Origin of the sequence: Pseudarthrobacter sp. MM222 (genome assembly GCF_947090775.1) — a bacterium.
Lineage (GTDB): Bacteria > Actinomycetota > Actinomycetes > Actinomycetales > Micrococcaceae > Arthrobacter.
The window spans coordinates 251234-277300 of sequence record NZ_OX352321.1 but is presented as its reverse complement, the minus strand read 5'-3'; the positions used below and the strand labels follow the sequence as shown (position 1 = coordinate 277300).

The window sequence follows — 26067 nt, the reverse complement described above, 5'->3', positions numbered from 1 at the left end:
AAATCGAAGATTCTGCAACAAAGTGGATGTTGTCCCGGTCTGAAACGTTCGGGGCGAACGAAAAACTGCCACAGAACGAATTAACACCATCCAGATCGGCTGAGAGACCTGGCTCGATGACGCCGTAGCAACCACCCTTCGGGCACGGTGCTAATGCCAGGACCGATGGCGATTGCCGAGATCCCAAGTTCCACCGAGCAAAGCGAGAGTTGAGCCGGGCACACTTGCAGGGTCTTGGAGTCCCTCGGTCACGACCGAGAGGATCCACGATGGATACCAACGAATACCGCAAGGCCCATTTGCGAGCGAAGACCAAACGCCGCCCGTTGACCCTGCTGGCCCTCATGGGTGCAGCCGCCCTGGCCCTGAGCGCCTGCGGCGGCGGCGCCAGCGGAACGTCGGCCGCGCAGGCCCAGGACAGCACTCCGGTGCAGGGCGGGACCTTCGTCTTCGCGGAAGTCACGCCGATCAACAACTTCCAGACCCAGGCGGCACGCTTCTACGAGAAGGCCAACGTCCTGAACAGCGTGCTCGACCGGCTGACGTATTTCGACGCCGAGAAGGGTGAACTTGTTCCGTGGATCGCCAGCAAATTCACGGCGAGCGAGGATCAGACCAAGTTCACCTTCACGATCCGCCCCGGCGTGACGTTCAGCGATGGAACGCCCCTTGACGCCGCAGCGGTCCAGGCGAACTTTGACGCGTTGGGAAAGGGCATCGAGAGTGCCAAGATCCAGCCGAACGTCGACTTCTCCGCCTACAAGTCCTCCCAGGTCATCGGCAGCGACCAGGTGGAAGTGACGCTGTCCACCCCCGACGCCAACTTCCTGCGGGCCACCTCCTCCGTCACGGCCGGACTCGTCTCACCGAAGACCCTCGCCCTGGACAACGCCGGCCAGTCAGCCATCGCGAAGATATCTGGCTCTGGTCCCTTCGCCTTCGAATCAGAGAAGGCAGATGAGGAAATCGTCCTGGCCAAGCGTGCAGACTACGCCTGGGCCCCGGAAGGAGCCCCGAACCAGGGGGCCGCCTACCTGGACAGGGTCGTTGTGAAGTACCTGCCGGAGGTGGCACACCGCGCCGGTGCCGTGCAGACCGGCCAGGTTGACCTGGTCCGCGGCCTGCAGCCTGCCGATGAAACCACCCTTGCCGGCAGCGGCAACCAGGTCCTTCCGGCCAAGGGCATCGACCTGACGTCAAACATGGCGGCGGTACGCATCGGCAGCGGCAAGCTCGCCGACGCGAAGGTCCGCCAGGCACTGCAGTCCGGAATCGACCGGCAGACGATTAAGGACACCGTCCTCTCCGACAGCTACGAACTCGCCGGCTCCATCCTCAACCGTGAGGCACCGGACTTCGTTGACCTCTCCGCGGAACTGGCCTACAACCCGGAGAAGTCCAAGACCCTGCTCGAGGAGGCTGGGTGGGCGGTTGGCGCCGACGGCATCCGCGCCAAGGACGGCCAGAAGCTCGAAGTCACGGTCACCTCCTCAAACAACTCCGTCGTCATCAAGCCGGCCTTCGAACTTATCGAGCAGCAGTGGCGCGAGATCGGCGTGAAGTTGGTCAACCGCGCCGCAGACAACACTTTCCTGGCGACCGCCATGAAAGATGCGAACGTGGAGTTCTTCGGAACCCGGCAGTTCGTGTACGGCGGCCTTGGCCCGGTCTTCGGCCCGGTGACGAACACGCAGACACTGAATGCCGACCAGCAGCTCAATGCGCTCTTCGCCAGTGAACGCGGCGCGACCAACGGTGCCAAGCACAAGGAGCTCGTCGCCGCGGAACAGCGGGCACTGGTTGCCGACCAGGCGCTGGCCCTCGTTCTCTGGGACGAGGTCCAGGTTTACGGCGCCAACTCCACGGCGCATGTGGAATTCACCTCCGGCACGGCCCCGATCTTCCAGGGTGCCTGGAAGACCAGCAAGTAGCTGATCATGGGCCTTTACTTTGCACGCCGCCTCGGGCAGGCACTGGTTGTCATCTGGCTGGCGTACACCCTCGTGTTCCTGGCAGTGCAGCTGCTGCCCAGCGACCCGGTCACAATCTTCCTCTCGGCGGACGCGGCGGCCGACCAGGCAACGATCGACGCCATCAAGGCCCAATACGGCTACGACCAGCCCCTGCTGGTGCAGTACATCAGCCAGCTGGGGCAGCTGCTCCGGGGCGACGTGGGATATTCCCTGGCCTCGGGGCAGTCCGTGGCGGCGCGCATCGGAGGAGTCGCCGGATCCACCCTGGCGCTGGCGTCCAGCGCATTCGTGGTGGCCGTCGTCCTTGCCGTCGCCCTCGTGGCCTCGGCAACGCTGAGCCGTTCCACCCTGCTGCAGCGATTCATCACCAACCTGCCGCCGTTGTTCGCGGCGGTCCCGGTGTTCTGGCTCGGGCTGGTGCTGCTGCAGCTTCTGTCGATCCAGCTCGGCGTGATGTCCTTGTTCCCGGACGGGTCCTTTGCCTCATTGGCGGTGCCCGTCCTGGTCCTGGCCCTTCACGTTTCCGCCCCGATCGCGCAGGTGCTGCTCAAGAGCATCACGCACGTTTACGAGCAGCCGTTCATCGACGTCCTGCGCGCCAAAGGCGCCTCGCCCGCGTGGATCTTCTGCCGCCATGCGCTGAAGAACGCGGCGGGGCCCGCCATGACAATCGCCGGCATCACCGTAGGAACCCTGCTGGCCGGTTCCGTCATCACCGAGACGGTCTTCGCCCGGTCCGGCCTCGGGTCGGTGGTACTCCAGGCCGTCACGGTCCAGGATGTGCCCCTCGTCCAGGGTCTGGTGCTGCTGACGGCGACGGCGTTCGTCGCGGTGAACCTGATCGTCGACCTGCTGTATCCGCTGCTGGATCCCCGCGTCCTGAAGAGCAGCGCCCAGGGCTCGCCACGAGCACTGACCGCCTAAGCCCGAACGGAGAATTTTGTGAGCGTCGAGCTACTGGGAACAGATCCCGGAAATGAGGCGGCCTTGCCGCAGACCGACGGCGTCGGGACCGTGCCGGCCAAACGCCGGGGAACCGTGCTGCGCTCGGTTAGCCTGTGGCTGACCGTCCTGCCGTTGCTGATTCTGCTGGGCTGGGCCGTTCTGCCGGGCCTGTTCACCGGCTTCGACCCCATCAGCGGCATTCCAAAGGAGAAATTCCAGGCTCCCGGCCTGGACCACTGGTTCGGCACCGACCACCTCGGCCGGGACATCTACGCGCGGGTGGTGTACGGCACCTCACAGACCCTGCTCACCGCCGGGCTCGCCGTCCTGATCGGCTTCGTCGTCGGAACGGCCCTGGGACTGCTGGCCGCCACGGCCGGCCGGGCCGCCGATGCCACCACCATGCGCCTGGTTGACGTGCTGCTGGCCGTGCCGGGCTTCCTGATCTCACTGATCATCGTGACAGCCTTTGCGCCGGGGCCCGTATCCCTGGGCGTCGGCGTCGGCATCGCCTCGATCGCCGCGTTCGCCCGCGTGGTGCGCTCCGAGGTCCTGCGCGTGCGCAACCTGGACTACGTCGAGGCCGCGTTCCTTAACGGCGGTTCCTACTGGTCCGTCATCTGGAAGCACATCCTGCCGAACTCCTGCGGCCCGGTCCTGGCACTCCTGGCGGTGGACCTTGGCGCGGCCATCCTCGCAATTTCCGGCCTCGGCTTCCTCGGCTTCGGAGCCCCGCCCCCGACGCCGGAATGGGGGCTGCTGATCTCAGAAGGCCGGCAGTACCTCGCCCGCGCGTGGTGGATGACCAGCCTGCCGGGCCTCGTCATCGTGATCACGGTGATGCTGCTGGCCGGTCTCGGACGCCAACTTCTCAAGTTCTTCCGGTTCTAGTCAGGAGCCCTCAATGACCACCACCCCAGTGAACCCCAGCGGCGACGCCGCACCGTTGCTTGAAGTGCGGGGATTGCACATCGAATACGGCCGCGGCCCTGAGGCTGTAACGGCCGCGGAATCCCTTGACCTCGCCCTGTTGCCCGGCGAGATCGTAGCCCTCGTCGGCGAATCGGGGTCCGGCAAAAGCACGCTCGCTAAATCCATCATCGGGCTCCTCCCCCAGTCGGCCAATGTCTCCGCCGGCACCATCCGGTTCGATGGGACCGAGCTGACCGGCCTGACGGAACGCGCCCTGGAGAAGATCCGTGGCCGCCACATCGGCATGGTCCCGCAGGACCCGGGCGGCTCACTGGATCCGGTCAAGACGGTGGGATCCCAGGTGGCCGAAGTGTTCCGGCTGCACCCGGAGGAAGGCAAGCGTTCCAAGAGCGAGATCCGGGCGGAAGTCCTCCGGCTCTTCGAGCTGGTGGGCATCGACCGTCCCGCCGAGCGGCTGAAACAGTACCCCCACGAACTCTCCGGCGGACTCAAGCAGCGGGTCCTGATCGCCATTGCCTTCAGCCTGGGACCGAAGCTGCTGATCGCCGACGAGCCGACGTCGGCACTGGATGTGACGGTCCAGCGCCGCGTACTCGAGGTCTTCAGCAGGCTTGCCCGGGACCGCGGGACCGCCGTCATCTTCGTGACCCACGACCTCGCCGTCGCAACCGATCTGGCCGACCGGATCGTCGTGATGCAGCACGGAAAGATCCGCGAGGACCGGTCCGTCACCGAGATCCTGACCCGCCCGGAGGACGACTACACGATCAGGCTCCTCGACGAGGCCACTCCCGCCGTTCCGAAGGAAGCCCCCGCCGGGGCTCAGTCCACCGGCGAAACGCCCGTCGCGGCGATCGAAGTCCGCGGACTCACGAAGGTCTTCGGCCGGGCCAGCACTGAGCACCGTGCCGTCGATGACATCAATTTCGCCGTACGCCAGGGAACCACCTTCGCGCTGGTCGGCGAATCCGGGTCCGGTAAGTCCACCACGGCCCGCATGATCATGCGGCTGCTGGACCCCACCGCCGGAAGCGTGCAGGTGCACGGGAAGGACGTCACGGCCCTCGCCGGGAAAGGCAAACGGGAGCTGTGGCGCACGCTCCAGCTGGTCTACCAGAATCCGGATTCGGCCCTTGACCCGAGGCTGACGGTGGGTGACATCATCGCCGAGCCGCTGGTCAACTATCGCATCGGTTCCCGCCCGGAACGCCGTGCCAGGGTTGCCGAACTCCTCGACCAGGTGAACCTGCCCGCACGCGTCGCGGGCAGCAGGACCAAGGAGCTCTCCGGCGGCCAGCGCCAGCGGGTGGCCATCGCCCGGGCCCTCGCACTGGGCGCCCGCACCCTGGTGCTGGACGAGGCCCTCTCCGCCCTGGATGTGCTGACCCAGGCCCAGATCCTGGACCTGCTCGAACGACTGCAGCGTGACTTGGGACTGTCCTACCTGTTCATTTCCCACGACCTGCACGTGGTGGAGCGCGTCGCCCACGACGTGGGCGTGATGAGCCGGGGACAGCTGATGGAAACCGGCCCGACGGCACAGGTCTTCCGCAATCCACAAAGCGAATACACGCGCCTGCTGCTCGACTCCAATCCCGGCCACCGCCTGCGCGAACTCGTCGCGGCAACCGGCCGCTAAGGGCCACACTCCGAACTTCGAACCACTTCCAACGTTAGGAACAGCATGACAACCTCGGCAGCAGTACGGGAACTCAGCGGGGAAGCCCGCTACGCGGCGCTTTCCGCCAGGTTCCGGCCGGTCTTCGCACGCATCGCAGAGGGCGCACTGGAACGCGAGTCCAACCACGTCCTGCCCTTCGAACCGGTCGCCTGGCTGAAGGAAAGCGGATTCACGACGCTCCGCGTTCCGGCCGGTCATGGTGGGGACCCGGTCAGCTATGAGCACCTGAGCCGGCTGCTGATCGAACTGGCCGCCGCGGACTCCAACGTCTCGCATCTCCTGCGTTCGCATTTCTCCTTCGTGGAAACGATCGCCCTGCAGCCCACCGACTTCCGCAACCGCTGGTTCCCCCGGGTGCTCGCCGGCGAAATTTTCGGCAACGCCGCCACGGAACGTTCCGGCAACGCCCTTGGCACAACCCAGACCAAGCTCCGCCAGGAGGACGGCCGCTGGCTGCTCAAGGGCGAGAAGTACTACACGACCGGCAGCATCTTCGCCGACTGGGTGGTAGTCATGGCCAGCACGGAAGGACTGGAGGGGCGGCAGTATGCACTGGTCCCCGCCAGCGATCCCAACGTCACCATCCTCGATGACTGGGACGGCTTCGGCCAGCCGCTGACCGGCACCGGAACGGCCATCTTCGATGACGTCGTGGTCGACGCCGACGACATCATCCAGCGCAAGGTCACCAGCACGCTGGAGCCGGCTTTCTTCCAGCTCGTGCTGCTCACGGTCCTCGTCGGAATCGGCCACGCAGCGCTGCGCGATGCCAGCAAGCTCGTCGCAGAACGCAGCCGCACGTTCAATACCGGTTCCGGCTCCCTGTTCCGCGACGACCCCCTGATCCAGGAACGCGTCGGCCAGATCGCCGCCGGCATCTATGCAGCGGAGTCGGTCGTGACCGCGGCGGCACGCGATCTGGATGCCGCCGTCGACCCGTCCCTGGGGCTCGACGCCGAGGCTGCTTTCCTCCGCGGCGAGCTGGGCGTCCAGAAGGCCCATGTGACGGTACCCGGCCTGGTTCTGGCCGCGGCCAATGAGCTTTTCGATGTTACCGGCGCTTCATCCACGGGCCGCGGCAAGGGGCTGGACCGCCACTGGCGCAATGCCCGTACGGTCGCCACCCACAACCCGGCGGTGTTCAAGGCCCGGTCCGTCGGCGATTACCACATCAACGGAACAATCCCCGTAGGCCTCAACAGCATCGGGGACGCGGTCCCCGGAACCAGCGCAACCCAGACCACCGAAAAGAGCGATTCCTGATGGGTACCTTTGACGAACGCCCCCGCCTGCTCCTGAGCGCTTTCGTGATGAACACGACCAACCACATCCTGGGCGGTCAGTGGCGGCATCCGGAGGCGCAGCAGCACCGCTTCAATGAGCTGCAGCTGTGGGTCGACCTGGCCCGCGAGCTGGAGGAGGCGAAGTTCGATGCGATGTTTTTCGCCGATGTCGTCGGGCTTTACGGTGACCACGAGGGCGGGTGGGCCTCCCTGGTTGAAAGGGGGCTGCAGGTGCCCTCCAATGATCCGCTGGTGCTCTGCTCCGCGCTGGCGGCGGTCACCAAGGACATCGGGCTTGCCATGACGAGCTCCGTCATCCAGTCCGATCCCTTCCAACTGGCCCGTCAGATGTCGACGCTGGACCATATTTCCAACGGCCGTGTGGCTTGGAACATCGTCACCAGCGTGCTGGAGAACTCGCACCGGAACTTTGGAAACAGCGGACTCACTCCGCATGACGACCGGTACGACTGGGCCGAGGAATACACCGATGCCGTCTACAAGCTCTGGGAGGGTTCCTGGGAAGACGATGCCCTGCTCGGCGATAAGGTCCGCGGCATCCACGCGGATCCGGCCAAGGTCAATAAGATCAACCACCGCGGCGCCCGCTACTCCATCGACGGGCCCCACCTCGTCGCACCGAGCCCGCAGCGCACCCCGTTCCTGTTCCAGGCGGGCAGTTCCGCCCGCGGCAAGAAGTTCGCCGCGGAAAATGCCGAGGCCACGTTCCTCTTCGCACCCAACGTTGAATATGTTGCGAAGCAAACCGCTTCCATCCGCGCGCTGGAAGCCGCTGGCGGCCGCGCTCCCGGCGACGTGAAGATCTTCGGCGGGCTGTCCTTCGTGATCGGCAGCACCGAGGACGAAGTGGCCCGCAAGCAGGCGGAGTACGACGAGTATCTTGACCTCGATACGATCATCGCGCATATCGGCGGCGGAATCGGCGTCGATCTGGGCGGCCTCCCGCTGGACACGCCGCTGGGTGACATCCAGACCGAAGGCGCGCAGGGCGTACTGCAGGCTGCCATCGCTTCCGTTCCCGGCGGCAAGCCCACCGTCGGGGACCTGGCCCGCTACCGGGCCAAGGCCCAGCAGATCGCCGGAACGCCGGAGCAGATCGTGGACGAGCTCGAACGCTGGCAGGACGCCGGCATCGACGGCGTAAACATCATCAACCAGATCATCCCCGGTTCCTACACGGACTTCATCCAGGGCGTGCTGCCGGAACTGCACCGCCGCGGACTGGCCCAGACGGAGTATGCGCCGGGCACCCTGCGTGAGAAGGTCTTCGGCCGCGGCCCGAGGCTGGAGCCGACGCACCCGGCCGCCCGGTACCGTGGTGCCTTCAGCGATCTCTCGGCCGCGGCGACGGTGAAGCCGACCAGCCTGGCCCCCGTGCGGGCGTAGCCACTCGAATTGCGGGCTTTTCGGTCACAGCTCTCCAGCAGCAGCTGGCAGGGCTGTGACCGTCAGCTTCTGAGGCCCACGCCGTAGGTCAGCACCCTATAACCGGCGGGGCACCACACCCATGCCGTCTCCTGGCTCCCGGCAGGCTTCCAGTCACTTTCGACGAACGCCGCGTTGTAGGGCCAGAAATTCTGCAGGCATGTGGCCCAGACCTGGTAGGCGCCCGTTCCACCGGAACAGTGAGCGGTGGCGTAGGGGAACCAGACGCCATCATTTGTCCAGCAGTCTGTCGGTGCCGCCGCCGCCGGCCCGGCACCTACGGGCAGGAGCAGGACGCCCAGCAGGGTGGCCGTCAGCGCGATCCGCTTGGACCGTTTCTTCATGGCGGCGCCCCCTCCTACATGCAGGACCCGCCCTCGCGTCCTGCCCCGAGTAGACCCATCGTAGGAGCCTGCCCGGCCGCATGCAAGAGGCCGGCTAGCTGCTGGAGTCAGCGCTGACAGGGGCGGGCGCCCGGCGCTTCCTGATGGTCAGGTAGAGCCGGTGGGCGGTGATGACAAGCACCAGCCAGGCCAGGCCGAGAGCCCAGGCGGCGAGGACGTCGGTGAGCCAATGGTGCCCGAGGTAGACCCTGCTCAGACCCATGGTCACGGCGAAGGCGGCAGCCAGGGCGGCCGTCCAGATCCTGCCGCGGCGCGACTTGCGGCGGAGGATTACCAGGTACGCCACCACGCCGGCGATGACGACCGAATTGAGTGAGTGTCCACTCGGAAAGGATGCGGAGTATTCGTAGGGAGGAACCGCATCTGCCAGGAGAGGCCGGGTCCGGCCGACAAGCTGCTTGCCCGCGATGGTCATCAGCAGTGATCCGGCCGCAGCGATGACGATGAGGATCGCCGGGGTCCAGGAGCGCCGCCGCAGGGCGAGGACCACGGTGGTTATCAAGGCGAGGACGGGCATACCCACGGTGCCGCCGATGTCGGTATAACCGGTGATGATGAGGTCCAAAGCCGGGGAACGAGCGCCCTTGGCCGCGTCGAGGACGGGATGGTCAAGACCGGCGACGCCGTCGGCATCCACTACCGATTCATACACCTCGGAAAACAGCGCCGTGAGGGCGGCGGCAATTACCGCGCCGACCGCCAGGGTCAGGATAAGAGTTGCGTGCGGGCCCAGCACGCTGCTGATTTTCCGGGCGGCCCGGGCGAGGGCTTGTCCGCCTGGGCTGGCCCAGCGGGTGAGGTCCTGGCCGCCGACGAACCGGTCCTGGTGCAACTCCCCCTGGACGCCGGTTGCGGGAGGGTCCTGGTGTTCAGTAACCATCAGTGATTTCCAATCCCGTGGAGTCCTGCCCCGGGGTGAAATGCCGGTGCCGGCTGGCATCCAGGGTGCGCTCCGGCGTCTTGCCGTCCGGTGGTCCCGGGCCGCCCGTTGAGTCCGGAGAGGGACCCTGGAGGGACTCTACAAATCTGGCCAATTGCTGCTGGAGGATTCCCCAGCCCTCGACATCCATGGCGGCCGGAAAGGCGTTGTTCTCCGCCTCGCGCGCCGCATTCAGGACCGTCTTTCCGGCATCGGTCAGTACGACCTGGAGTTGGCGCCGGTCCGTCTCGCTCCGGGTCCGGGTGACGAGCCCCTGGGACTCCAGCCGGGCCAGGACCCTGCCGAGGGTTTGACTTTGGACATGCACTTTCGCGGCAAGCTGCTCTTGGTTTAGCGGCCGGGGTGCCACAGCCTCCAGCGCGATGACGGCAGCGCGCGTCAGGCCCAAGGGTGCCAGCGCTTCGTCTTGGCGGCGCTGGACCAAACGGGCCGCCGTAGCCAGCAGCCGATAGCTGCCCCGGAGGTTCGGTTCAGGGTCGCGGCTCATCCGGAATGCCCTTCCTGGGTCGGGGACGTGCAGAGCACAAGAGAGGGTGGATGTCGGGGCCGGGGCGTGGCCCCGGCCCCGACATCCGCGTGTCTGCTAGCGCCGAATGCCGTCGTCGCCGTCGGTTTCGATGCGTTCCTTCCGGACTTCCTCGTCAACCGTCACTTCATCGGTCACGGTTTCCTTGTCCAGCCGGACGCGTTCGACCGGAACCGTTTCCTTCTCCACAACCGGGCGTTCCTCATGGAGGACCACTTCGTGTTCTTCCTCGCTGATGTCCGGGCCGGCCAGCGCGTCGCTTCGGTTGGCGTCCGTGATGGGCTCCCGTTCAATTCGGACCTCTTCACGCTGCACCGGAACGGTCTGGGTCACGTTTTCGGTGGTGACATATTTGCGCAGGCGGGCGCGTCCGGTGGCCTGGCGCTCGGTGCCGACGTTCAGCCGCTCCTCGGAGCGCGTCATGGCGTCATCGGTCGTGGGCCCGGAGGTGTCATGTCCTACAGTTCGGCCTGCATCCGCCGTGTCATAGCGGCCGGCTGCGGCGACACCGGAGTCGCGGCTGGTGCCGTCAAAGTCGGTATCCCGGCCGCTGGCCGCCTCGGTGTAGGTCTGGGCCCCCCCGCTGAGACCGTAGTGGGCGTAGAGCCGGTCCTCCTCGGTAGGCTCAAGGTGCCCGTCGGTGTCCACCCGGGGGGCGTCCTTGACCTGGTCCTTGGTGTACGGGACGACAATGTCGCCGCCTTCGGAGCGGGCGCCTTCCAGCGGAACGAAGGACTCGGAAGTGCCGAACAGGCCGGTCTTAACCGTGACCCAGGTGGGCTGGCCGTTGTCGTCGTCCGCGTAGACCTGGCCGATGGATCCGATCTTGTCTCCGTCGGTGGCAACAACGTTTCCGTTGCTCCGGAGCAGTTCGTCGATATGTTCCTTGGCGAGCATGATGTCTCCTTGGATCTGGGATGCGGTTTGGGTTTGCAACACCTCCAGGTGGAAGTTTGCATGACTCCACCATAAGCATGCTTAGTAAGTGTTTGGCAAGCATGCTTACTAATATTTTTGGAAATCAATGGAAGTTTCATAAATTCGCGCCCTCTGCGTCTTGCGGCAGATAGCAAGTGTGCTTACGATCTAGTTAGTAACCATGCTTACTGTTCGATCCAGCACCGCTGGTTCCTAATCGCCAGCTAACCTTCCGAAAAGAGAGCAACGATGACAGAGAACCAATGGCCGCAGGCTGCAGAGCCTGCCTCCACGAACCAGTACCCGGGCGCCGGAACATCGGTTCCCTCCACCGCCGCTCCCGTGGGCTCCGAGTCCAAAAAGGACGTCGCCAAGGACGAAGCGGCGAATGTTGCCGGGCAGGCCGCCGGCGCCGCCCAGAACGTCGCGGAAACCGCGAAGACCGAGGCCGCCAACGTGGCTTCCGAGGTGAAGACCAACGCCAAGGACCTGCTTCAGCAGGCGAAGTCGGATCTGACCAGCCAAGCCGGCACCCAGCAGCAGAAGGCCGCCGAAGGAATCCGCACCATCTCCTCGCAGCTTCGCACCATGGCGGAAGCGCCGGACCAGCAGGGCGTCGCCTCGGACCTGATCCGTCAGGCCGCCGATCGTTCCGCCTCCGTGGCCTCGTGGCTCGAGAACCGGGATCCGGGATCCCTGCTGGATGAGGCGAAGTCCTTCGCCCGCCAGCGCCCCGGCACATTCCTGCTCCTGGCCGCCGGCGCCGGGTTGCTCGCGGGCAGGCTGGGCCGCAGCCTCCAGGCCGGGGCGCCCACCTCAACTTCCGCCGCGGGCACGGCAGTCCCGCCGCAGCCGTTGCAGTCCCCGGCTACCGAAGCCAGCATTACGGCAGGTGTCGGGGAGCCGTTCTACGACGAGACCACGACCGGCCTGCCGCCCTATACGGAGACCGTGTACGGCGAGCCGCCACTGCCCGGCGCAACCCGGCCCGGGCCTGCGCAGACCCTTCCGGGCAGCTCCAACGCCGGGGTTCCGTTGCGTGACGTAAATGATCCGTATACCGAGGGCGAGGGACGACACCTGTGAGCAGCCAGATACCGGAACCCCCTCCCTCCGCCGCGCACGCCAAGGCGGATTCGGCCTCCCTGGGAGATCTTCTGGGTGACGTCACCCGGGATCTTTCCACCCTGATGCGGCAGGAAATCGAACTTGCCAAGGCCGAACTGAAGCAGTCGGGCACCAGGGCAGGCAAGGGCGGCGGCATGCTCGCGGGGGCCGGCGTGGCCGGCCACTTCGTGCTGCTGTTCCTATCCATCGCCCTCTGGTACGCCCTCGGAACGCTCATGGGCCTTGGCTGGTCCGCCGTCGTCGTAGCCATCATCTGGGGCATCATCGCCGCGGTACTCGCCTCCATGGGCCGCAAGGAACTCAAGAAAGTCCAAGGCATGCCGCAGACCGTCGAAACCATCCAGGAAATTCCACCCACCCTGAAACCCAATGGAGACAACCGATGAGTGAAAACCCGGACGCCATCCGCGCCGACATTGAAGCCACCCGTGCCCGCCTCGGAACCAATGTGGACGCGGTCGCTGACAAAGTGACCCCGTCCAACATCGTCCACCGGCAGACCGACAAGGTCAAAGACGCCGTTTTCGGGGTGAAGGAGAAGGTCATGGGCGCCGCGGACACCGCCACCAGCAATGTCCATTCCGTCACCGGCAGCGCCGGATCAGGTATCGGCTCCTCGATCGGCGACGCCGGATCGGCCATCGCGGACGCACCGCACCGGGCCGCCGTGAAGACCCAGGGCAACCCCCTTGCCGCCGGGCTCATCGCCTTCGGCGCGGGGCTGCTCGTCTCCTCCCTGATCCCGCCGAGCCAGAAGGAACGTGAAGCCGCCGAGGCCTTGAAGAACGCCGCGGAGCCTGTCACTACCCAGCTGACGGACGCCGCCAAGGACATGGCTGAGGGCCTCAAGGAGCCAGCCCAGGAGGCGATGGAGAACGTCAAGGCCACCGCCACCGACGCCGTCCAGACGGTCAAGGACGAAGGCCAGGGCAGCGTCTCGGACGTCAAGGCCAGTGCCGTCGACGCGAAGGACCGCGTCCAGAACACCTGAGCCTGTGTCCCGCGTGCCGACGGGCCGCTTCCCCACTTGGGGAGGCGGCCCGTCCGCTTCCGGGCTGATCCGGCGGGCGCCGGATGGTCCGGCCTGCGGCGCTCAGCGCTGCGGCCGGCTCCCGTTGTGGAGCTGGGCGAGGACCTGTGCCGGCCGGTTCGTGGTGATCTCGTGGACGCCCAAATCCTGGCAGAGTGCGACGTCGTCCTCCGCGTCCACCGTCCAGACCCGGAACCGCCGTCCGGAATCGAGCCAGCGCCGGACCATCCGGGGGTGCCCGCGCAGGTAGTCGACGCCGGGTCCGGCCATGCCGACCTCGCAGTCGTTCAGGATCCGCACCCCTTCCGTGTGGGCAGCCTTCAGGACGTTGGCCAGCGCATTCCCGGTGAACGCCCCGAGGCCGAGCCCTTCCCGGATGTCCCCGACGTTGACGTCGTCGACCAGTTGGCAGACCGCCTCCGCCGGAACGGACTGGAGCAGGTGCTTCACCGCCTCCGGGCTGAAGCTCATGAAGGACACTGTGATGTTTCCCAACTTCGACGTGGCGGGCTCCCACCCTTCCGCCCGCAGGATGCCGAGGACCCGGTCTTCGAGCCTGAGCTGGTAGGGGCTGGGGTGTTTAAGCTCGATTGCCAGCCCGATTTCACGGCCCGCCTCCCGCAGGATGTCCAGGAGCTCCACAAGGGTCAGGAACTGCGTTGAAATGCCGCCGTATTCGGCCGGAATCCGGGCGCCCCGCCAGGAGGAGAAATCGAGCCGTCGGAGCTCCCTCAGGGTCCGGTCGGCGACCGGACCGGTGCCGTCGGAGGTCCGGTCCAGATTGGCGTCGTGCAACAGCACGGCGTGCTGGTCACGGGTCAGGTGGACGTCGCACTCGACACCGTCCGCGCCGTCGGCGATGGCCTGCAGGTAGGCGGCCCGCGTGTGTTCCGCGAAGGTCCCGCTGGAGCCGCGGTGAGCGTAGACAAGCGGACGGGCGTCCCGGGGCTCCTCGGTTGTCATAGAGCCACGTTAGCGGATCGGGCCGGCCGGGAGTCGGACTAGGCTGGGCACATGCAGGTGAAAACTGATCGATCTTCCCCGCCCGAGTCCGCGACCGCCGCCGTCGAACATCGGTACAGCGCGGCGGACGCCGAGAAAGCCGCGGCACTGCGGAAAATGAAGCTGCTCGCGGTGTCGTTGCTGATCGCGATGGCCGTCATCTTCCTGATCGCCTTCGGACTGCAGAAGCAGTATCCGTGGCTCGAGTACGTCCGTGCCGCCGCCGAGGGCGGCATGGTGGGTGCGCTTGCCGACTGGTTCGCCGTCACGGCCCTGTTCAAGTACCCGATGGGCCTCAAGATTCCGCACACCGCCATCATCCCGAACCGGAAGGACCAGATCGGCGCCTCGCTGGGCGACTTCGTCGAGACCAACTTCCTCTCCGAGCAGGTGGTCCACGAGAAGCTCGCCTCGATGGACATCGCGCGCAAGGTCGGCACGTGGCTGTCCGGACCCGGTGGCCCCGAACGCGTCGCCAAGGAAGGCGCCGCCATCATCCGTGGCGCCTTCACGGTTTTGAACGACGACGACGTCCAGGCCGTGATCGAGAGCATGGTCCGCAAACATCTGCTCACCCCGCCGTGGGGACCGCCGGTGGGCCGCCTCGCCCAGAGGATCTTCGACGACGGCCACCACCACGCGCTCGTGGACCTGCTGGTCGACCGCACGGTGGACTGGGTCCGGGACAACCATGAGACCGTCAGCAGGCTGGTCACCGACCGCTCCCCCACCTGGGTGCCGACGTTCGTGGACGGGCTCGTGGGTGACAAGGTCTATGTGGAGATCCTGAAGTTCACCAAGGCGGTGCAGGCCGATCCGCAGCACCAGGTCCGGTTGTCTATCGACAAATACCTCCAGGAGCTCGCGCAGGACCTGCAGCATGACCCGGTCATGATCGCCCGCGCCGAGGGCATCAAAGCCCAGGTCCTCGGCGATCCCGAGGTCCGGGAACTCGCTTCCCGCACCTGGGGCACCATCAAGACCGCCCTGCTTACCGCCGTCGACGATCCGCACAGCGAGCTGACGGTGAAGTTCAAGGCCGCCGTGCACGATTTCGGCACCCGGCTGGTGGTCGATCCGGAACTCGCCGGGAAGGTGAACAAGTGGGTCGGCGACGCCGCGGGCTATCTCGTCAAGACTTACCGCTCGGATATCGCCGCCGTGATCACCGATACCGTGGCGCGCTGGGATGGCGAGGAAACCTCACAAAAGATCGAGCTCCAGGTGGGCAAGGACCTGCAGTTCATCCGGATCAACGGCACCGTGGTGGGCGCCCTCGCCGGGCTCGTCATCTTCACCCTGGCCCACCTGCTATTCGGGTAGCCCCTTCTAGGCGAAGCTTTCCAGCTCGACGCCGGCCTGCTCCAGGGCCGCGCGGACCGCGCCCGCCGTGACGACGGACCCGGGGGGACCCCCATTCAGGCACAGCGAGTGCGGTTCGATCCGGAGCACCGTGCCGTCGACCGCCTCGACTTCGCCCTTGGTGGCGAGGCGCACCGCCCGTTCGGCGATTTGACCGGCGTCGTGGAGCAGGGCGCCCTCCTGCGAGCGCGGCACAAGGGTGCCGTCCGGGAGGTAGCTGCGGTCGGCGAAGGCTTCGGCGAAGACCGGGTGGCCGGATTCCGCTGCCATCGCGAGCAGGGCGGAGCCGGGGAAGCCGAGGACCGGCAGTCCGGGGTCGTAGGCCTGGACGGCGGCAATCACGGCCGACGCCTGCTCGGCGTCGCGCATCGTCCGGTCGTAGAGGCCGCCGTGCACCTTGACGTAGTCCACCGAGGCGCCGACCGCATGGGCCACCCCGTCCAGCGCGCCGAGCTGGTACAGCACCGACCCGAACAGATCGTCGAAGGACATGTCCAGTGCCCGGAGGCCAAACCCGGCGAGGTCCGGGTAGCCGATGTGGGCACCCACCCGGACGTCGAGGTCGTACGCGGCGCGGCAGGTGTCCAGCATCGTCACGGGGTCCCCGGCGTGCACCCCGCACGCCACGCTGGCGCTCGTGACAAGCGGGAACATGGCGGCGTCGTCGCCCATGGTCCAGCTCCCGAAGGACTCCCCGAGGCCGGCGTTCAGATCCAAGTCTTGCCGCCTTCCGGGGCAGAGTCGTTACCGGAGCCGGCATCGGAGGGTGTGCCCGTGCCGGTGTCCGGACCGGTGTTGCGGAGGGCCTCCGGGCCCGTGGTGTCCGCGATGGCCCGCAGCTCGCCCGGAATCGTGTCCGGCATGGGTCCGAAGGCTTCCTTGGCGTTGGCGATGACGGCGAGTCCCATCATGCGGTTCCCGACGCCGCCCACTACGGCTCCGATGCCGAACGGCAGCGCCCGGCCCAGCAGCGCAGTTCCCTGGCGTCTCAGCAGGTTCCGGAGGAACATCGTCTGGATCCGTTCGCGCACCGAGCCGAAGCCGGCCATCGGAACCCGGCGGGCGAACAAGGAGCCCCACGCCTGCGTGGGTCCCTGGCCTTTCCCCGCGGACTGCGCGCCCAGCGAGCCCAGCAAGGCGGTGCCCTCCTCACCGAGCATGATGGCCATGACCAGCGTGCTCGCCCTCTCCGGGTCGACCATCCTCACGCCGTGCAGCTCGGCCAGCGAGGTGGCGAACACAGCGGTCGCCTCAAGGAATCCCACGGTTGCGGCGGCCGAAAGCCCCAGGGCGGCCACGGTACCGACGCCGGGAATCACCGCCGTTCCGCCCACAAGTGCCCCGCCGCCGGTGACGGCGAGCAGATAGTCGCGTTCCAGCTTTGCGGCCAGCTGCGCCGCCGTGGCCCGCGGATGCCTCTTCTGCAGGCGCCGGAGGTTTGCCAAGACCAGGGGGCGCTGGATTTCGACGGCCCGCAGGAGCACGTTATGGACGCCTGGTTTGGGGTTGCCCTCGGCGTCGAACATCACGTTGTGTGCGGTCTTCTGTGCCATCTTCATTGCCGGGTTGCTGCGCTTGGCCATCGTCGCCTCTCGTCAAAACCGGAACTGTCGGTAGGTGCTGGCAGCCGGCGGCTGCCTGCACGCTTAACACTAGGCCAATCCCCCGGCCGGGTCAGAGCGCCCAGGATTCCGCCACGGCCAGGAAGGCGGACGACGCCGGCCCGCGCGGGCCGGGATAGACGGCCGCGGCCCCCGGCCACTCGACGCCGAACTCCATGAGAGTGCCCGTGCTGCACGGCAGGTAGACGTTGCTCAGGGAGGCGCTGGTATTTCCGAGCTGAAACTCGGGGGCCGCGAACTGCCGCCGGTCCAGGACTCCGCTGATGGCAAGTGCGGCCTTGCGTCCGGTGGCGCGGAGCCCGCTCCCGGCGTCCAGTTCGACGTCGAACTCGTCCTGGGTGTGGCTGATCCCGGTCAGCGGGAAGCGTGCCGCTTCCGGAAAGTGGCGGGTCAGCTCGGCGGCCAGGGACGCGGCGAAATACTCGTTCGCGCCATAACTCCGCCAGCCCTTGAGCGTGGCGACCAGCAATGCGTTCCCTTGCCCCCAACGGGACCAGTCGGCCATCCAGAACGAGGCGAAGCAGTTCGCGGGCTCCCCCGGGATTTGGACGCCGCCGGCATCCACGGGGTGCAGCGCGAGCCCGGCGTTGGCCCCGATAAACGCTATGCTGCGCTGCAGCGTGTCGGTGGCCGGAATGCTCATGACAGGAGCCTAACCGGGCACGGCCCTCCCCACTGGAAGCGCATCTGTGTCCCGGCAAAGTTCCGTCCGGAACTCCGGACAGATGCCCGGACAGGTACTGGACGGTGGACGGGCACACTCGCGCGTCCCAGGGCGCGGTATTTTTCCGGCAGAGTCCGCGGCGGGCCCCTAGACTGGGCACATGCGTGCCCCGCGAGCCCTCCGCCCTTTCGCGCACCGGGAGTACCGCGTGCTGATCGCGGCGCTGGCCATCTCCATCTTCGGTTCCGGAATGTGGGCCGTCGCGATGGTCTATGAGGTGATCCACCTTGGCGGCGGTCCGCTGGAGCTCTCGCTCGTGGCCACGGCCGGCAGTGTGGGGCTCGTGGCGTTCGTGCTGGCCGGGGGCATCGCGGCGGACCGCGTTCCGCAGCGGCTTCTGATCATCGGCGTCGAGGGCGCGAACCTGGCGGTCATTGCCAGCATCAGCGGGCTTGCCCTGCTCGGCTGGCTGCAGCTCTGGCATCTGGCGCTGGGGGCGTTCGTGCTGGGCGTCGGTGCAGCGTTCTTCTTCCCCGCCTACTCCGCCATCCTGCCCCGGATCCTCCCGCCCGAGGACCTGCTCGCGGCCAACGGCATGGAAGGCACGATGCGGCCGATCCTGCAGCAGGCCGCCGGTCCTGCAGTGGCCGGCATTCTGGTGGCCGCACTTTCCCCCTCGCACGCGGTGACCGGCGTGGCGGCCTGCCATCTGCTGGCATTCGGAGTCCTGAACTTCCTCAGGCCACAGCCCCCGATCCCAGGCCAGAAGCCAGCGGACGCCGCCGCGCCGGACCGCGTGCGCGCGGGCTCGCTGCTGCACGACCTCCGCGAAGGCGTGGGCTACACGCTCCGGACACCCTGGCTGTTGTGGACCCTGCTCTGGGCCTGCATTTCGGTGCTGTTCCTGATCGGCCCCATCGAGGTGCTGCTGCCGTTCGTGGTCCGGGACCAGCTCGGCGGCGACTCGCGGATGTTCGGGTTCCTGCTCGCCATCATGGGCGTCGGCAGCGCTGTGGCCGCGCTGGCAACGGCGTCCTTCCCCCTGCCCCGCCGCTACCTCACCGTGATGATGGTTTCCTGGGGACTGGGCACTTTGCCCATCGCCGCCGTGGGTGTCATGGACAGTTTCTGGGCCGTGGCCGCGGCCATGTTTGTCTTCGGCGCCACCGGCAGCGTGGGCATGGTCATCTGGGGCACGTTGCTGCAGCGCCGGGTTCCGCCGTACCTGCTCGGCCGCGTCTCCAGCCTGGATTTTTTCGTGTCGTTGGCCCTCATGCCCGTCTCCATGGCCCTGGCCGGTCCCGCCGCCGAGGTGCTCCCGGTATGGCTCATATTCCTCGTGGCGGGGGGCGTGTGCCCGCTCATGGCCGTCGTGGCGATGATCGTCGCGCGGATGCCGCACGACGAGCTGGCCCATCCCCTGGACCGGGGTGCGGAGAGCGACGCGGACGGCGACGCCGACGGCGGAACGGACCTGGCCGCGGAGATCGGAACGGACGGCGGGCGGGACCGCGGGACCGACGCCGGAACGGACCTGGTGGGCAGTTAGGGGCGGATCGGCGTCGCATATCCGCCCTGATCAGCCCGTCCGGGACCTCGGCTCGCGGGTCCCGGGTGGGGCGACCTAGACGGCGGCGCGGACTACCGGGATCGACGCCGTCGGAAGTCCGCTGGGGAAGATCGTGGGCTCAGGCGCGGCCACGGGCGCCAGCGGAACGCGGACGGGGTCGCCGTCCACGGTCAGCAGTTCCCCGCGGACGTCGACGTCCAGCGGTGCACCCTCCCGGACGGTCAGGGTGATGGATCCCTGCTCCAGGCCGACGTGCAGCAGACTGCCCTGGACCTTCAGGTGGAAGGACAGCCCGTCCCATTCCGCCGGCAGCCTCGGGTCAAAGTAGGGCACGGTGCCCTGGTCCCGCAGGCCGGCGAAGCCGCTGACCAGCGAGCTCCATACGCCGCCGGTGGACGCGATGTGGACGCCGTCGATGGTGTTGCCGTGGGTGTCGTCCAGGTCAATGAACAGCGCGTGCGTGAAGTGCTCCAGCGCGGCCTTGCCGTAGCCCACCTCGGCCGCCATGATGCCCTGGACGCAGGCGGAGAGGGTGGAGTCGCCGGTGGTGATCGGATCGTAAAAATCGAAGGCGCGGCGCTTTTCTTCGGCACTGAAATCCTGCCACTGCAGGAACATGGCCAGCACGGTGTCCGCCTGCTTCAGGACCTGGTGCCGGTAGATCACCAGCGGGTGGAAGTTCAGCAGCAGCGGGTACTTGGACCGCGGGGTACTCCAGTCCCAGGGCTCCAGGGTCATGAAGTCGTTGTCCTGCGAGTGCACCTGGAGGTCCTCGTCGTAGGGCAATTGCATGCGGTTGGCGGCCTGCTCCCAGAGCTGGCGTTCGGCGTCGTCGATTTCCGGGTGGTCCAGCGCCGCCGCGGCACGCAGGTTAAAGCGCGCCATGACATTGGTATACAGGTTGTCGTTGACGACGGCGGTGTACTCGTCCGGGCCGGTGACGCCGTGGATGTGGAAGAGGCCGTCCTTGCCGAAGAAGCCCAGCGAGACCCACATCCGGGCGGTCTCGATCAGCAGCTCGGCGCCGAGGGATTTCCGGAACTCGGTGTCGCCGCTGGCCCAGATGTAGCGGTTGGTTGCGAAGGCGATCGCCGCGGCGATATGGAACTGGGCGGTGCCGGCGGCGTAGTAGGCGCTGGCCTCGAGCCCGTTGATGGTCCGCCAGGGGAACAGGGCCCCGTCCACGCTGAGCTCCTTGGCGCGGATCTTGGCCTCCGGCAGCATGTCGTGGCGGAACTCAAGGACCTGGCGCGCGTTCCCCGGGTTGGTGTAGGTCAGGTAGGGCAGCAGGTACACCTCCTGGTCCCAGAAGTAGTGGCCCTCGTAGCCGGAGCCGCTGACGCCCTTCGCCGGGATGCCCGCAACATCGGCGCAGGCCGTGGCCTGGGCCAGCTGGAAGAGGTTCCAGCGAACCGCCTGCTGCAGCTCGGTCTGTCCGGGCAGGTCGATGTCGCTCGTCGTCCAGTAGTCGCGGTAGTGCGCCACGCTCTGGGCAAAGATCTCGCTGAGGGGTATGAGGCCGGCTTCTGCGGCGTCGGCGAGGTCCTCGACAGACTGCCCGACGGCGTAGCTGACGCTCTTCTCCAGCACGAACGGCTCGTCCGCGCCGACGGCCAGGACATAGCGGACACTGCTGTCATCCTCGTGCACCTGGGTGTCGAAGGGTTGCACGCCCGCGGACGTCCAGTGGTCCACGGCCAAGCCGATCCGCTGCTTCGATTCCGCGGTTTCCCACGACAGGCGCAGCGAACCATCGCCGCCGTCGAGCCGCACCGGCAGGAGTACCCGCCCGGCGTGCCGGCCGGCCCGGCGCGGGTCGTGCGCCGAGTGGTCCTCGACCGGCTGGTCCTGGCGGTTGATCACGGAAGAGGTGACGTCCGCGGAGATGTCCCGGTCAGCGGCGAGTTCCAGGGAGATGCCGAGGGCGCCACGGGCCTCGTAGCCGACGGCGCGGCGTTCCGTGGTGGTGACGGTGGCGCCGGAGCGGCACTGCCAGACGATCCGGCACTCATAGATGCCCGTGGCGAAGTCCATGCTGCGCCGGTAGTCCAGGACGGTGGACTCCTCCAGGCTCAGGGTTTCGCCGTCGATGACCACCGTGAAGTTGTTGGCGTCCGGGATGTAGAGGATGCGCTGGCCGGTGCGGGCGAAACCGTAGGCGTTTTCCGCATGCTTGATGTCCCACGTCTCATGGAAACCGTTAATGAAGCTGCCCGGCAGGTCGGCGTCCGCGGCCGCCCAGTGGGCACCGCGAATGCCCAGGTGGCCGTTGCCGAGGCTGAACAGGGTCTCCAGCGTGCCGGCGTTGCCGGGGAGGTGAACGGTCTCCACGAGCTGCCACGGGTCGTTGGGGAACCGGGCGCGGTCCGAGGTGATGAGGGCCATGATGGTCAGTTTCCTTTTTGGGCGGGTCAAGCATTGCGGTGAAAAGTGGAGCGGTCGGAAGATATCGCGGCGCCGAAGCCCGGGTTGGGGCGGGCTAGGGCTGCGGCCGGCTCGGCGCGGCGCGGGCTAGAGCCAGCGTCGCGCACGGGTCCTGGCCGGGTGCGAGTCCTGGCCAGGCCGCGCTAGAGCCGCGTCTGGCTAGAGGAGATCGTCGAGGTCGTTGACCACCAGGGTGGCGCCCGCGGCCAGCAGGGTCTCCCGGCCCGCTCCCCGGTCCACGCCGATCACAGAGTGGAAGTTCCCCGCGCTTCCGGCCTGGACGCCGGAGACGGCGTCCTCCACGACGACGCATTCCTCGCTTGGCAGGCCCAGCAGCCGGGCGGCGTATTGGTAGGTGGCAGGGCTGGGCTTGCCGGGAAGTCCTTCAGCCACTGCGACGACGCCGTCCACCACCACCGGGAAGTGCTCGGAAAGTCCCGCGGCCTTGAGCACTGCGGGTGCGTTGCGGGACGAGGACACGACGGCGAGCTTCAGGCCGCGGGCCTGCGCGGCCGCGATGAAACGCACGGAGCCTTCATACGGCTCGACGCCGCCCGCGGCCACGATGTCGTTGAAGACCTTGTTTTTTCGGTTGCCCAGTCCATGCACGGTGTCATTTGCGGGATCGTCATCCAGCGGGCCTTCCGGCAGGACGATGTCCCGGGAGGCCAGGAAGTCCCGGACGCCGTCGAAGCGGGGCTTGCCGTCGATGTGGTCGAAGTAGTCGCTTTCGCGGTAGGCAGGCACCTCCGGGGTGGCCTTCAGGAAACCGTCGAAGAGATCCTGCCACGCGTGCTCGTGCACGATCGCCGTCGGCGTCAGCACGCCGTCGAGGTCAAAGAGGATGGCGGTGGCGCCGTCGATCGCGTCGGCACTTGCGGTGCCGTTGGAAAACTCAGTCATTAGTCGATGTCCTTTCAGACCTTGCGGGAAGTCGGGGCCGATTGCGCGTAGGGGGCACGCGGGTACGGAATCTCTCTGGAAAACTGGCCGGACGTCGGCCTTGCCGGCATCAACGTCGGCGGCGGGTGCTCTTGCGCTCAACCAATTTGGTCTCCAGCACGTGGCTGGACGGGGGATTCGGAAGCCCCGGGCGGTGAAGTCTTTCAACGAGCAGGTTGGCGGCGAACGCGCCCTGGTCTGCTACTGGCTGGGCAATCGTGGTCAGTCCCATGAACCAGCTCATCTGATGATCGTCTATTCCTATGATGGACACGTTTTTCGGTGCTGACAAACCGAGGTCCCGCAAAGCCATCACCGCGCCGAAGGCCGTTTCGTCACAACCGGCGAAGATCGCTGTGGGCATCCTGCGGTTTTCGATCAGCTCCGTCATGGCCCGCCGGCCGCCCTCGATACTGGAGCCGGCGTCCAGCACCAGGTCCGGATCCACGGTTAGTTCATGCTCGGAGAGGGCCCGTTCAAAGCCCTTGAGCCGCTCGTTGGCGGTGACCAGGGAGGCTTCGCCGGCTTCGCTGCCGGCCAGCATGGCCACATCCCAGTGGCCAAGTCGGAGCAGATGGTCGGTGGCGGTAAAGGCCGCTTCCTCGTTGTCGATGCCGACGTTGTCCCAGGGGACGCCGTGCATGCCCACACTGGCAACGGCCAGGCCCGAGGCGGCGAGGGCTGCCATTTCCGTTTCGCTAAGGGCGATGTTCAGCAGCAGCACGCCGTCGACCCGCTGGGCGAGCCCTTCGAGGTCGCCGAACAGCTTGCGCTGCACACTGGGGCTGTTCCGCAGGCTGATCAGGACGGTGTCGTAGCCGCTGTCCGCAAAGACTTCCTCGGCGGCCTCTACTGCGCGGGCGAAGAACCACGCCGTGGCAGTGGGAGCGATGATGGCGACGGCGCCGGTGCTGCCGCCGGCGAGCCGCGAGGCAGCGGACGAGGCCTTGTAGCCGAGCTTGGCGGCGGCGTCGGCGACCTTGACCTGGGCGCTTTCGGAAACATTGGGCAGCCTGCGCAGCGCCCTCGAAACGGTGCAGATGGAGAGCCCGGACAGGGCAGCGACGTCCTGGATGGTGACGCGCGGGGTCTTTGCCTGCAGCACGGGCTCGGCCCTTTCTTCCCCCGGATCAAGTGGCCGTCATCATGGCCGTACTCGAGTGTAAGCGCTTACAAATTCAGCGCGCAAATGGATAAAAACGCCTCGGGCCCCTCGCGGGGCTGTGCGGGGGCGGTGCCGCTTCTGGCACCTAGCCGAGCTGGCGCCCCTTTTGGTGCTGCCGCAGTTGGCCCGTGGCGTCCCTAGCCTTGCGAGGCGGTCACCGGGCGGAGCACGTAGTGGCGGAGGAAGGCGCTGACGTCCACGAGCTCCTCTTTGGAGATGCTGTGGCCGATGCCTGGGTATGTCCGGGCCGTGAGCTGCGTGTGTTCGTGCAGCCATTCCTCGGTGTGCTCCGTGGCGGCGTCGTTGATGACCATGTCATCCTTGTCCCGGCCCCAGAAGAACGGCGGGCGCGTCTCGAAGGACTCGCTCATAGCCAGGAGCTCGTTCTGCAGCACGAAGCCGGAAAGCCCCACCGTGGCCCGGAACTGAGTCGGCCGCAGGCGCAGCAGGGTGCTCGCCATGGCCATTCCCTGCGAATATCCAAGCAGGCTGACGCTGCTGTGCCGGTCCTTGACGGACTCGATCCAGTTAAAAACGGCGTTGGTCGAGGAGATGACGTCCGCGAAGTCGTGGGTCAGGAAGTAGTCCAGCAGGAACCAGCCGTGGTGGTCCCCGATCACTTTCGGACCGCGAAGCGCGGCGCAGCTGAACGCGGACGGCAGGCCGTCAAAGAGTTTCATCATCCGGGATTCGTCGGTTCCGTACCCGTGCATCATGACCAGCAGCGGCGTTCCATCGCGTTCGTGTTCCGGCTTGGACCAGACGACTGTCTCCATGGGGCCAGCCTAGCTTTCGGTGATCACCAGCGCGGCACTGTGGCCGCCGAAGCCGAAAGCGTTGGTGATGCCCGCCGTCGCGGACAAGCCCGAGACCGTTTCCGGGATGATGTTGAGGTCCACCCCGTCACCGGGCGCCTGAAGGTTGCGGGTGCCCGGCAACGCTCCCGAGCGCAACGCCTGCACCATCACGACGGCGCCGAGCGCGCCCGCGCCGCCGAGAAGGTGTCCGGTAAGGGACTTGGTTGAGGTAACCGGAACCTGATTGCCGAGGACGGCCTTGATGGCGTCTGCCTCCAGGCGGTCCCCCACCGGCGTGGAAGTCGCGTGGGCGTGGACAAGCCCGATGTCCTGGGGACTCAGTTCCGCGGCCGCGAGGGCCTTCTCCATGACGCGGCGTTGCATGGCCGGATCGGCGGCGACGATGTCGACGGCGTCGGACGTCACTGCGGTCCCCGCCACCACGCCCAGGATTGCCGCGCCACGGGCGCGCGCGTGGTCTTCGCGTTCCAGCACGAGAATCCCGGCGCCTTCAGCCAGCACGAAGCCATCCCGGTCACGGTCGAACGGCCGGGATGCGGACTGCGGGTCCTCATTGCGGGTGGACAGGGCCCGAATTTGGGCAAAGCCGCTGATGATCAGGCCGTTGATGCAGGAGTCCACGCCACCGGCAATCACGACGTCCGCGGCACCGGCCCGGATCATGTCCGCACCCTGGGAGATCGCCTCGGCGCCCGAGGCGCAAGCGCTCACCGGGGTCCTCGCGCCGCCCTTGGCGCCGACTTCCATGGACACCCAGGCCGAAGGGGCGTTTGTCATGATGCGCGTGAGCGTATGGGGGGACACACGCCGGGGACCGCTGGCATCGAGCGTCCGGGCCTGTTCCAGGGTGGTGTCCAGGCCGCCGTAGCCGGAGCCAATAACCACCGCCAGCCTCTCGGGGTCCGCGTCCGGGCGGCCGGCCTGGGCCCATGCCTCCCTCGACGCAATCAACGCGAGTTGGCCGCAGCGGTCCATCCTTTTGTATTCGGGAGTGGAGAGCAATGCTGCCACGTCCAAGGTGACCCGCCCGGCCAGACGGACGGGGAGCGCCTGGGCCCAGTCGTCGGCGAGGGCCGCGATTCCGGAGCGGCCGGCCAACAGGGCATCCCAGGATTCGGCAGCAGTGCCGCCGACGGGGGTCACCGCGCCCAGCCCGGTAATGACGACTCGGGGGGAAACTTCAGACATTTGCGAACCGGGTTTCTGTGAGGCCCGCCGATAGACCCGCTGGGAGTGCGAGGGCGGGCGTGCTTCGAGAGCTGACGCCAAGCACCCCTTAAGCGTACGTGCC

General features: G+C 67.1%; 24 protein-coding genes and 1 riboswitch. Of the genes, 11 read left to right on the top strand and 13 right to left on the bottom strand.

Going from position 1 to position 26067, the window contains the following annotated elements; all coding sequences use genetic code 11:
- Positions 1–83 precede the first annotated feature (83 nt).
- Positions 84–172: riboswitch (SAM riboswitch) on the top strand.
- Positions 173–269: 97 nt separating this feature from the next.
- The 6 genes from OM977_RS01365 to OM977_RS01340 all read left to right on the top strand — a co-directional run bounded on the left by OM977_RS01365 (position 270) and on the right by OM977_RS01340 (position 8222).
- On the top strand, positions 270–1931 hold the full coding sequence (locus OM977_RS01365) for an ABC transporter substrate-binding protein (protein ID WP_264355780.1): 1662 nt from the start codon (positions 270–272) through the stop codon (positions 1929–1931).
- Between the two features lie 6 nt (positions 1932–1937).
- On the top strand, positions 1938–2897 hold the full coding sequence (locus OM977_RS01360) for an ABC transporter permease (RefSeq protein ID WP_264355779.1): 960 nt from the start codon (positions 1938–1940) through the stop codon (positions 2895–2897).
- 114 nt (positions 2898–3011) lie between these two features.
- Positions 3012–3809: an ABC transporter permease gene (locus OM977_RS01355; protein WP_442960740.1), complete on the top strand. Its 798-nt coding sequence runs from the start codon at positions 3012–3014 to the stop codon at positions 3807–3809.
- 13 nt (positions 3810–3822) lie between these two features.
- Positions 3823–5490, top strand: a complete 1668-nt coding sequence (locus OM977_RS01350) for a dipeptide ABC transporter ATP-binding protein (RefSeq protein WP_264355777.1) — start codon at positions 3823–3825, stop codon at positions 5488–5490.
- A 45-nt stretch (positions 5491–5535) separates the two neighbouring features.
- Positions 5536–6795, top strand: a complete 1260-nt coding sequence (locus OM977_RS01345) for an acyl-CoA dehydrogenase family protein (protein WP_264355776.1) — start codon at positions 5536–5538, stop codon at positions 6793–6795.
- Entirely contained in the window at positions 6795–8222 is a 1428-nt protein-coding gene (locus OM977_RS01340; RefSeq protein ID WP_264355775.1) for an LLM class flavin-dependent oxidoreductase, read from the top strand. The genes OM977_RS01345 and OM977_RS01340 overlap by 1 nt, the downstream gene beginning before the upstream one ends.
- A 62-nt stretch (positions 8223–8284) precedes the next feature.
- On the opposite strand, the gene OM977_RS01335 is transcribed toward OM977_RS01340, so the two are convergent.
- From OM977_RS01335 to OM977_RS01320, 4 genes are all read right to left on the bottom strand, one after another.
- Positions 8285–8605 carry a hypothetical protein gene (locus tag OM977_RS01335; protein ID WP_264355774.1) on the bottom strand — a complete coding sequence of 107 codons (321 nt, stop codon included), beginning with the start codon at positions 8603–8605 and terminating at the stop codon, positions 8285–8287.
- 94 nt (positions 8606–8699) lie between these two features.
- Positions 8700–9545, bottom strand: a complete 846-nt coding sequence (locus OM977_RS01330; RefSeq protein WP_264355773.1) for a phosphatase PAP2 family protein — start codon at positions 9543–9545, stop codon at positions 8700–8702.
- Positions 9535–10092, bottom strand: a complete 558-nt coding sequence (locus OM977_RS01325) for a MarR family winged helix-turn-helix transcriptional regulator (RefSeq protein ID WP_264355772.1) — start codon at positions 10090–10092, stop codon at positions 9535–9537. Before OM977_RS01325 ends, OM977_RS01330 begins: the two co-directional genes overlap by 11 nt.
- Positions 10093–10188: 96 nt before the next feature.
- Positions 10189–11028 (bottom strand): PRC and DUF2382 domain-containing protein, encoded by an 840-nt coding sequence (locus OM977_RS01320; protein WP_264355771.1) that lies wholly within the window; start codon positions 11026–11028, stop codon positions 10189–10191.
- A gap of 270 nt (positions 11029–11298) precedes the next feature.
- Between OM977_RS01320 and OM977_RS01315 the strand changes: the two genes are divergently transcribed.
- Genes OM977_RS01315 through OM977_RS01305 form a run of 3 tightly spaced genes read left to right on the top strand, consistent with a single transcriptional unit; the run spans position 11299 to position 13168 of the window.
- Complete coding sequence (locus OM977_RS01315; protein WP_264355770.1) at positions 11299–12135, top strand: hypothetical protein; 837 nt, start codon at positions 11299–11301, stop codon at positions 12133–12135.
- The gene (locus tag OM977_RS01310) at positions 12132–12563 is read left to right on the top strand and encodes a phage holin family protein (protein WP_264355769.1); all 432 of its coding nucleotides are present in this window, start codon (positions 12132–12134) and stop codon (positions 12561–12563) included. Before OM977_RS01315 ends, OM977_RS01310 begins: the two co-directional genes overlap by 4 nt.
- Complete coding sequence (locus tag OM977_RS01305; protein ID WP_264355768.1) at positions 12560–13168, top strand: DUF3618 domain-containing protein; 609 nt, start codon at positions 12560–12562, stop codon at positions 13166–13168. The genes OM977_RS01310 and OM977_RS01305 overlap by 4 nt, the downstream gene beginning before the upstream one ends.
- Positions 13169–13270: 102 nt before the next feature.
- On the opposite strand, the gene OM977_RS01300 is transcribed toward OM977_RS01305, so the two are convergent.
- Positions 13271–14170, bottom strand: a complete 900-nt coding sequence (locus OM977_RS01300; RefSeq protein ID WP_264355767.1) for a glycerophosphodiester phosphodiesterase — start codon at positions 14168–14170, stop codon at positions 13271–13273.
- Between the two features lie 51 nt (positions 14171–14221).
- Between OM977_RS01300 and OM977_RS01295 the strand changes: the two genes are divergently transcribed.
- The gene (locus tag OM977_RS01295) at positions 14222–15532 is read left to right on the top strand and encodes a DUF445 domain-containing protein (RefSeq protein WP_264355766.1); all 1311 of its coding nucleotides are present in this window, start codon (positions 14222–14224) and stop codon (positions 15530–15532) included.
- A 6-nt stretch (positions 15533–15538) separates the two neighbouring features.
- Here OM977_RS01295 and OM977_RS01290 read toward each other — a convergent pair whose 3' ends face one another.
- The 3 genes from OM977_RS01290 to OM977_RS01280 form a co-directional block, all read right to left on the bottom strand.
- On the bottom strand, positions 15539–16288 hold the full coding sequence (locus OM977_RS01290; protein WP_264355765.1) for a LamB/YcsF family protein: 750 nt from the start codon (positions 16286–16288) through the stop codon (positions 15539–15541).
- Positions 16279–17154 (bottom strand): hypothetical protein, encoded by an 876-nt coding sequence (locus OM977_RS01285; RefSeq protein WP_264355764.1) that lies wholly within the window; start codon positions 17152–17154, stop codon positions 16279–16281. The genes OM977_RS01290 and OM977_RS01285 overlap by 10 nt, the downstream gene beginning before the upstream one ends.
- A 91-nt stretch (positions 17155–17245) precedes the next feature.
- A complete protein-coding gene (locus OM977_RS01280; protein ID WP_264355763.1) occupies positions 17246–17836 on the bottom strand; it encodes a hypothetical protein in 591 nt (196 codons plus the stop codon).
- Between the two features lie 181 nt (positions 17837–18017).
- Between OM977_RS01280 and OM977_RS01275 the strand changes: the two genes are divergently transcribed.
- Positions 18018–19406: an MFS transporter gene (locus OM977_RS01275; RefSeq protein WP_264355762.1), complete on the top strand. Its 1389-nt coding sequence runs from the start codon at positions 18018–18020 to the stop codon at positions 19404–19406.
- Positions 19407–19481: 75 nt separating this feature from the next.
- On the opposite strand, the gene OM977_RS01270 is transcribed toward OM977_RS01275, so the two are convergent.
- From OM977_RS01270 to OM977_RS01250, 5 genes are all read right to left on the bottom strand, one after another.
- Positions 19482–21812 (bottom strand): glycoside hydrolase family 65 protein, encoded by a 2331-nt coding sequence (locus OM977_RS01270; protein WP_264355761.1) that lies wholly within the window; start codon positions 21810–21812, stop codon positions 19482–19484.
- 198 nt (positions 21813–22010) lie between these two features.
- A complete protein-coding gene (locus tag OM977_RS01265) occupies positions 22011–22754 on the bottom strand; it encodes an HAD family hydrolase (RefSeq protein WP_264355760.1) in 744 nt (247 codons plus the stop codon).
- Between the two features lie 109 nt (positions 22755–22863).
- A complete protein-coding gene (locus OM977_RS01260) occupies positions 22864–23898 on the bottom strand; it encodes a LacI family DNA-binding transcriptional regulator (RefSeq protein ID WP_264355759.1) in 1035 nt (344 codons plus the stop codon).
- Between the two features lie 197 nt (positions 23899–24095).
- Complete coding sequence (locus tag OM977_RS01255) at positions 24096–24734, bottom strand: alpha/beta hydrolase (protein WP_264355758.1); 639 nt, start codon at positions 24732–24734, stop codon at positions 24096–24098.
- A gap of 9 nt (positions 24735–24743) precedes the next feature.
- The gene (locus tag OM977_RS01250) at positions 24744–25964 is read right to left on the bottom strand and encodes a beta-ketoacyl-[acyl-carrier-protein] synthase family protein (RefSeq protein WP_264355757.1); all 1221 of its coding nucleotides are present in this window, start codon (positions 25962–25964) and stop codon (positions 24744–24746) included.
- Positions 25965–26067 lie beyond the last annotated feature (103 nt).

Excerpts from the sequence above, each read along its gene's own strand:
- OM977_RS01365 (WP_264355780.1), top strand. The coding sequence starts at position 270 with ATGGATACCAACGAATACCGCAAGGCCCATTTGCGAGCGAAGACCAAA.
- OM977_RS01360 (WP_264355779.1), top strand. The coding sequence starts at position 1,938 with ATGGGCCTTTACTTTGCACGCCGCCTCGGGCAGGCACTGGTTGTCATC.
- OM977_RS01350 (WP_264355777.1), top strand. The coding sequence starts at position 3,823 with ATGACCACCACCCCAGTGAACCCCAGCGGCGACGCCGCACCGTTGCTT.
- OM977_RS01345 (WP_264355776.1), top strand. The coding sequence starts at position 5,536 with ATGACAACCTCGGCAGCAGTACGGGAACTCAGCGGGGAAGCCCGCTAC.
- OM977_RS01340 (WP_264355775.1), top strand. The coding sequence starts at position 6,795 with ATGGGTACCTTTGACGAACGCCCCCGCCTGCTCCTGAGCGCTTTCGTG.
- OM977_RS01335 (WP_264355774.1), bottom strand. The coding sequence starts at position 8,605 with ATGAAGAAACGGTCCAAGCGGATCGCGCTGACGGCCACCCTGCTGGGC.
- OM977_RS01330 (WP_264355773.1), bottom strand. The coding sequence starts at position 9,545 with ATGGTTACTGAACACCAGGACCCTCCCGCAACCGGCGTCCAGGGGGAG.
- OM977_RS01325 (WP_264355772.1), bottom strand. The coding sequence starts at position 10,092 with ATGAGCCGCGACCCTGAACCGAACCTCCGGGGCAGCTATCGGCTGCTG.
- OM977_RS01320 (WP_264355771.1), bottom strand. The coding sequence starts at position 11,028 with ATGCTCGCCAAGGAACATATCGACGAACTGCTCCGGAGCAACGGAAAC.
- OM977_RS01315 (WP_264355770.1), top strand. The coding sequence starts at position 11,299 with ATGACAGAGAACCAATGGCCGCAGGCTGCAGAGCCTGCCTCCACGAAC.
- OM977_RS01305 (WP_264355768.1), top strand. The coding sequence starts at position 12,560 with ATGAGTGAAAACCCGGACGCCATCCGCGCCGACATTGAAGCCACCCGT.
- OM977_RS01300 (WP_264355767.1), bottom strand. The coding sequence starts at position 14,170 with ATGACAACCGAGGAGCCCCGGGACGCCCGTCCGCTTGTCTACGCTCAC.
- OM977_RS01295 (WP_264355766.1), top strand. The coding sequence starts at position 14,222 with ATGCAGGTGAAAACTGATCGATCTTCCCCGCCCGAGTCCGCGACCGCC.
- OM977_RS01285 (WP_264355764.1), bottom strand. The coding sequence starts at position 17,154 with ATGGCCAAGCGCAGCAACCCGGCAATGAAGATGGCACAGAAGACCGCA.
- OM977_RS01280 (WP_264355763.1), bottom strand. The coding sequence starts at position 17,836 with ATGAGCATTCCGGCCACCGACACGCTGCAGCGCAGCATAGCGTTTATC.
- OM977_RS01275 (WP_264355762.1), top strand. The coding sequence starts at position 18,018 with ATGCGTGCCCCGCGAGCCCTCCGCCCTTTCGCGCACCGGGAGTACCGC.
- OM977_RS01270 (WP_264355761.1), bottom strand. The coding sequence starts at position 21,812 with ATGGCCCTCATCACCTCGGACCGCGCCCGGTTCCCCAACGACCCGTGG.
- OM977_RS01265 (WP_264355760.1), bottom strand. The coding sequence starts at position 22,754 with ATGACTGAGTTTTCCAACGGCACCGCAAGTGCCGACGCGATCGACGGC.
- OM977_RS01255 (WP_264355758.1), bottom strand. The coding sequence starts at position 24,734 with ATGGAGACAGTCGTCTGGTCCAAGCCGGAACACGAACGCGATGGAACG.
- OM977_RS01250 (WP_264355757.1), bottom strand. The coding sequence starts at position 25,964 with ATGTCTGAAGTTTCCCCCCGAGTCGTCATTACCGGGCTGGGCGCGGTG.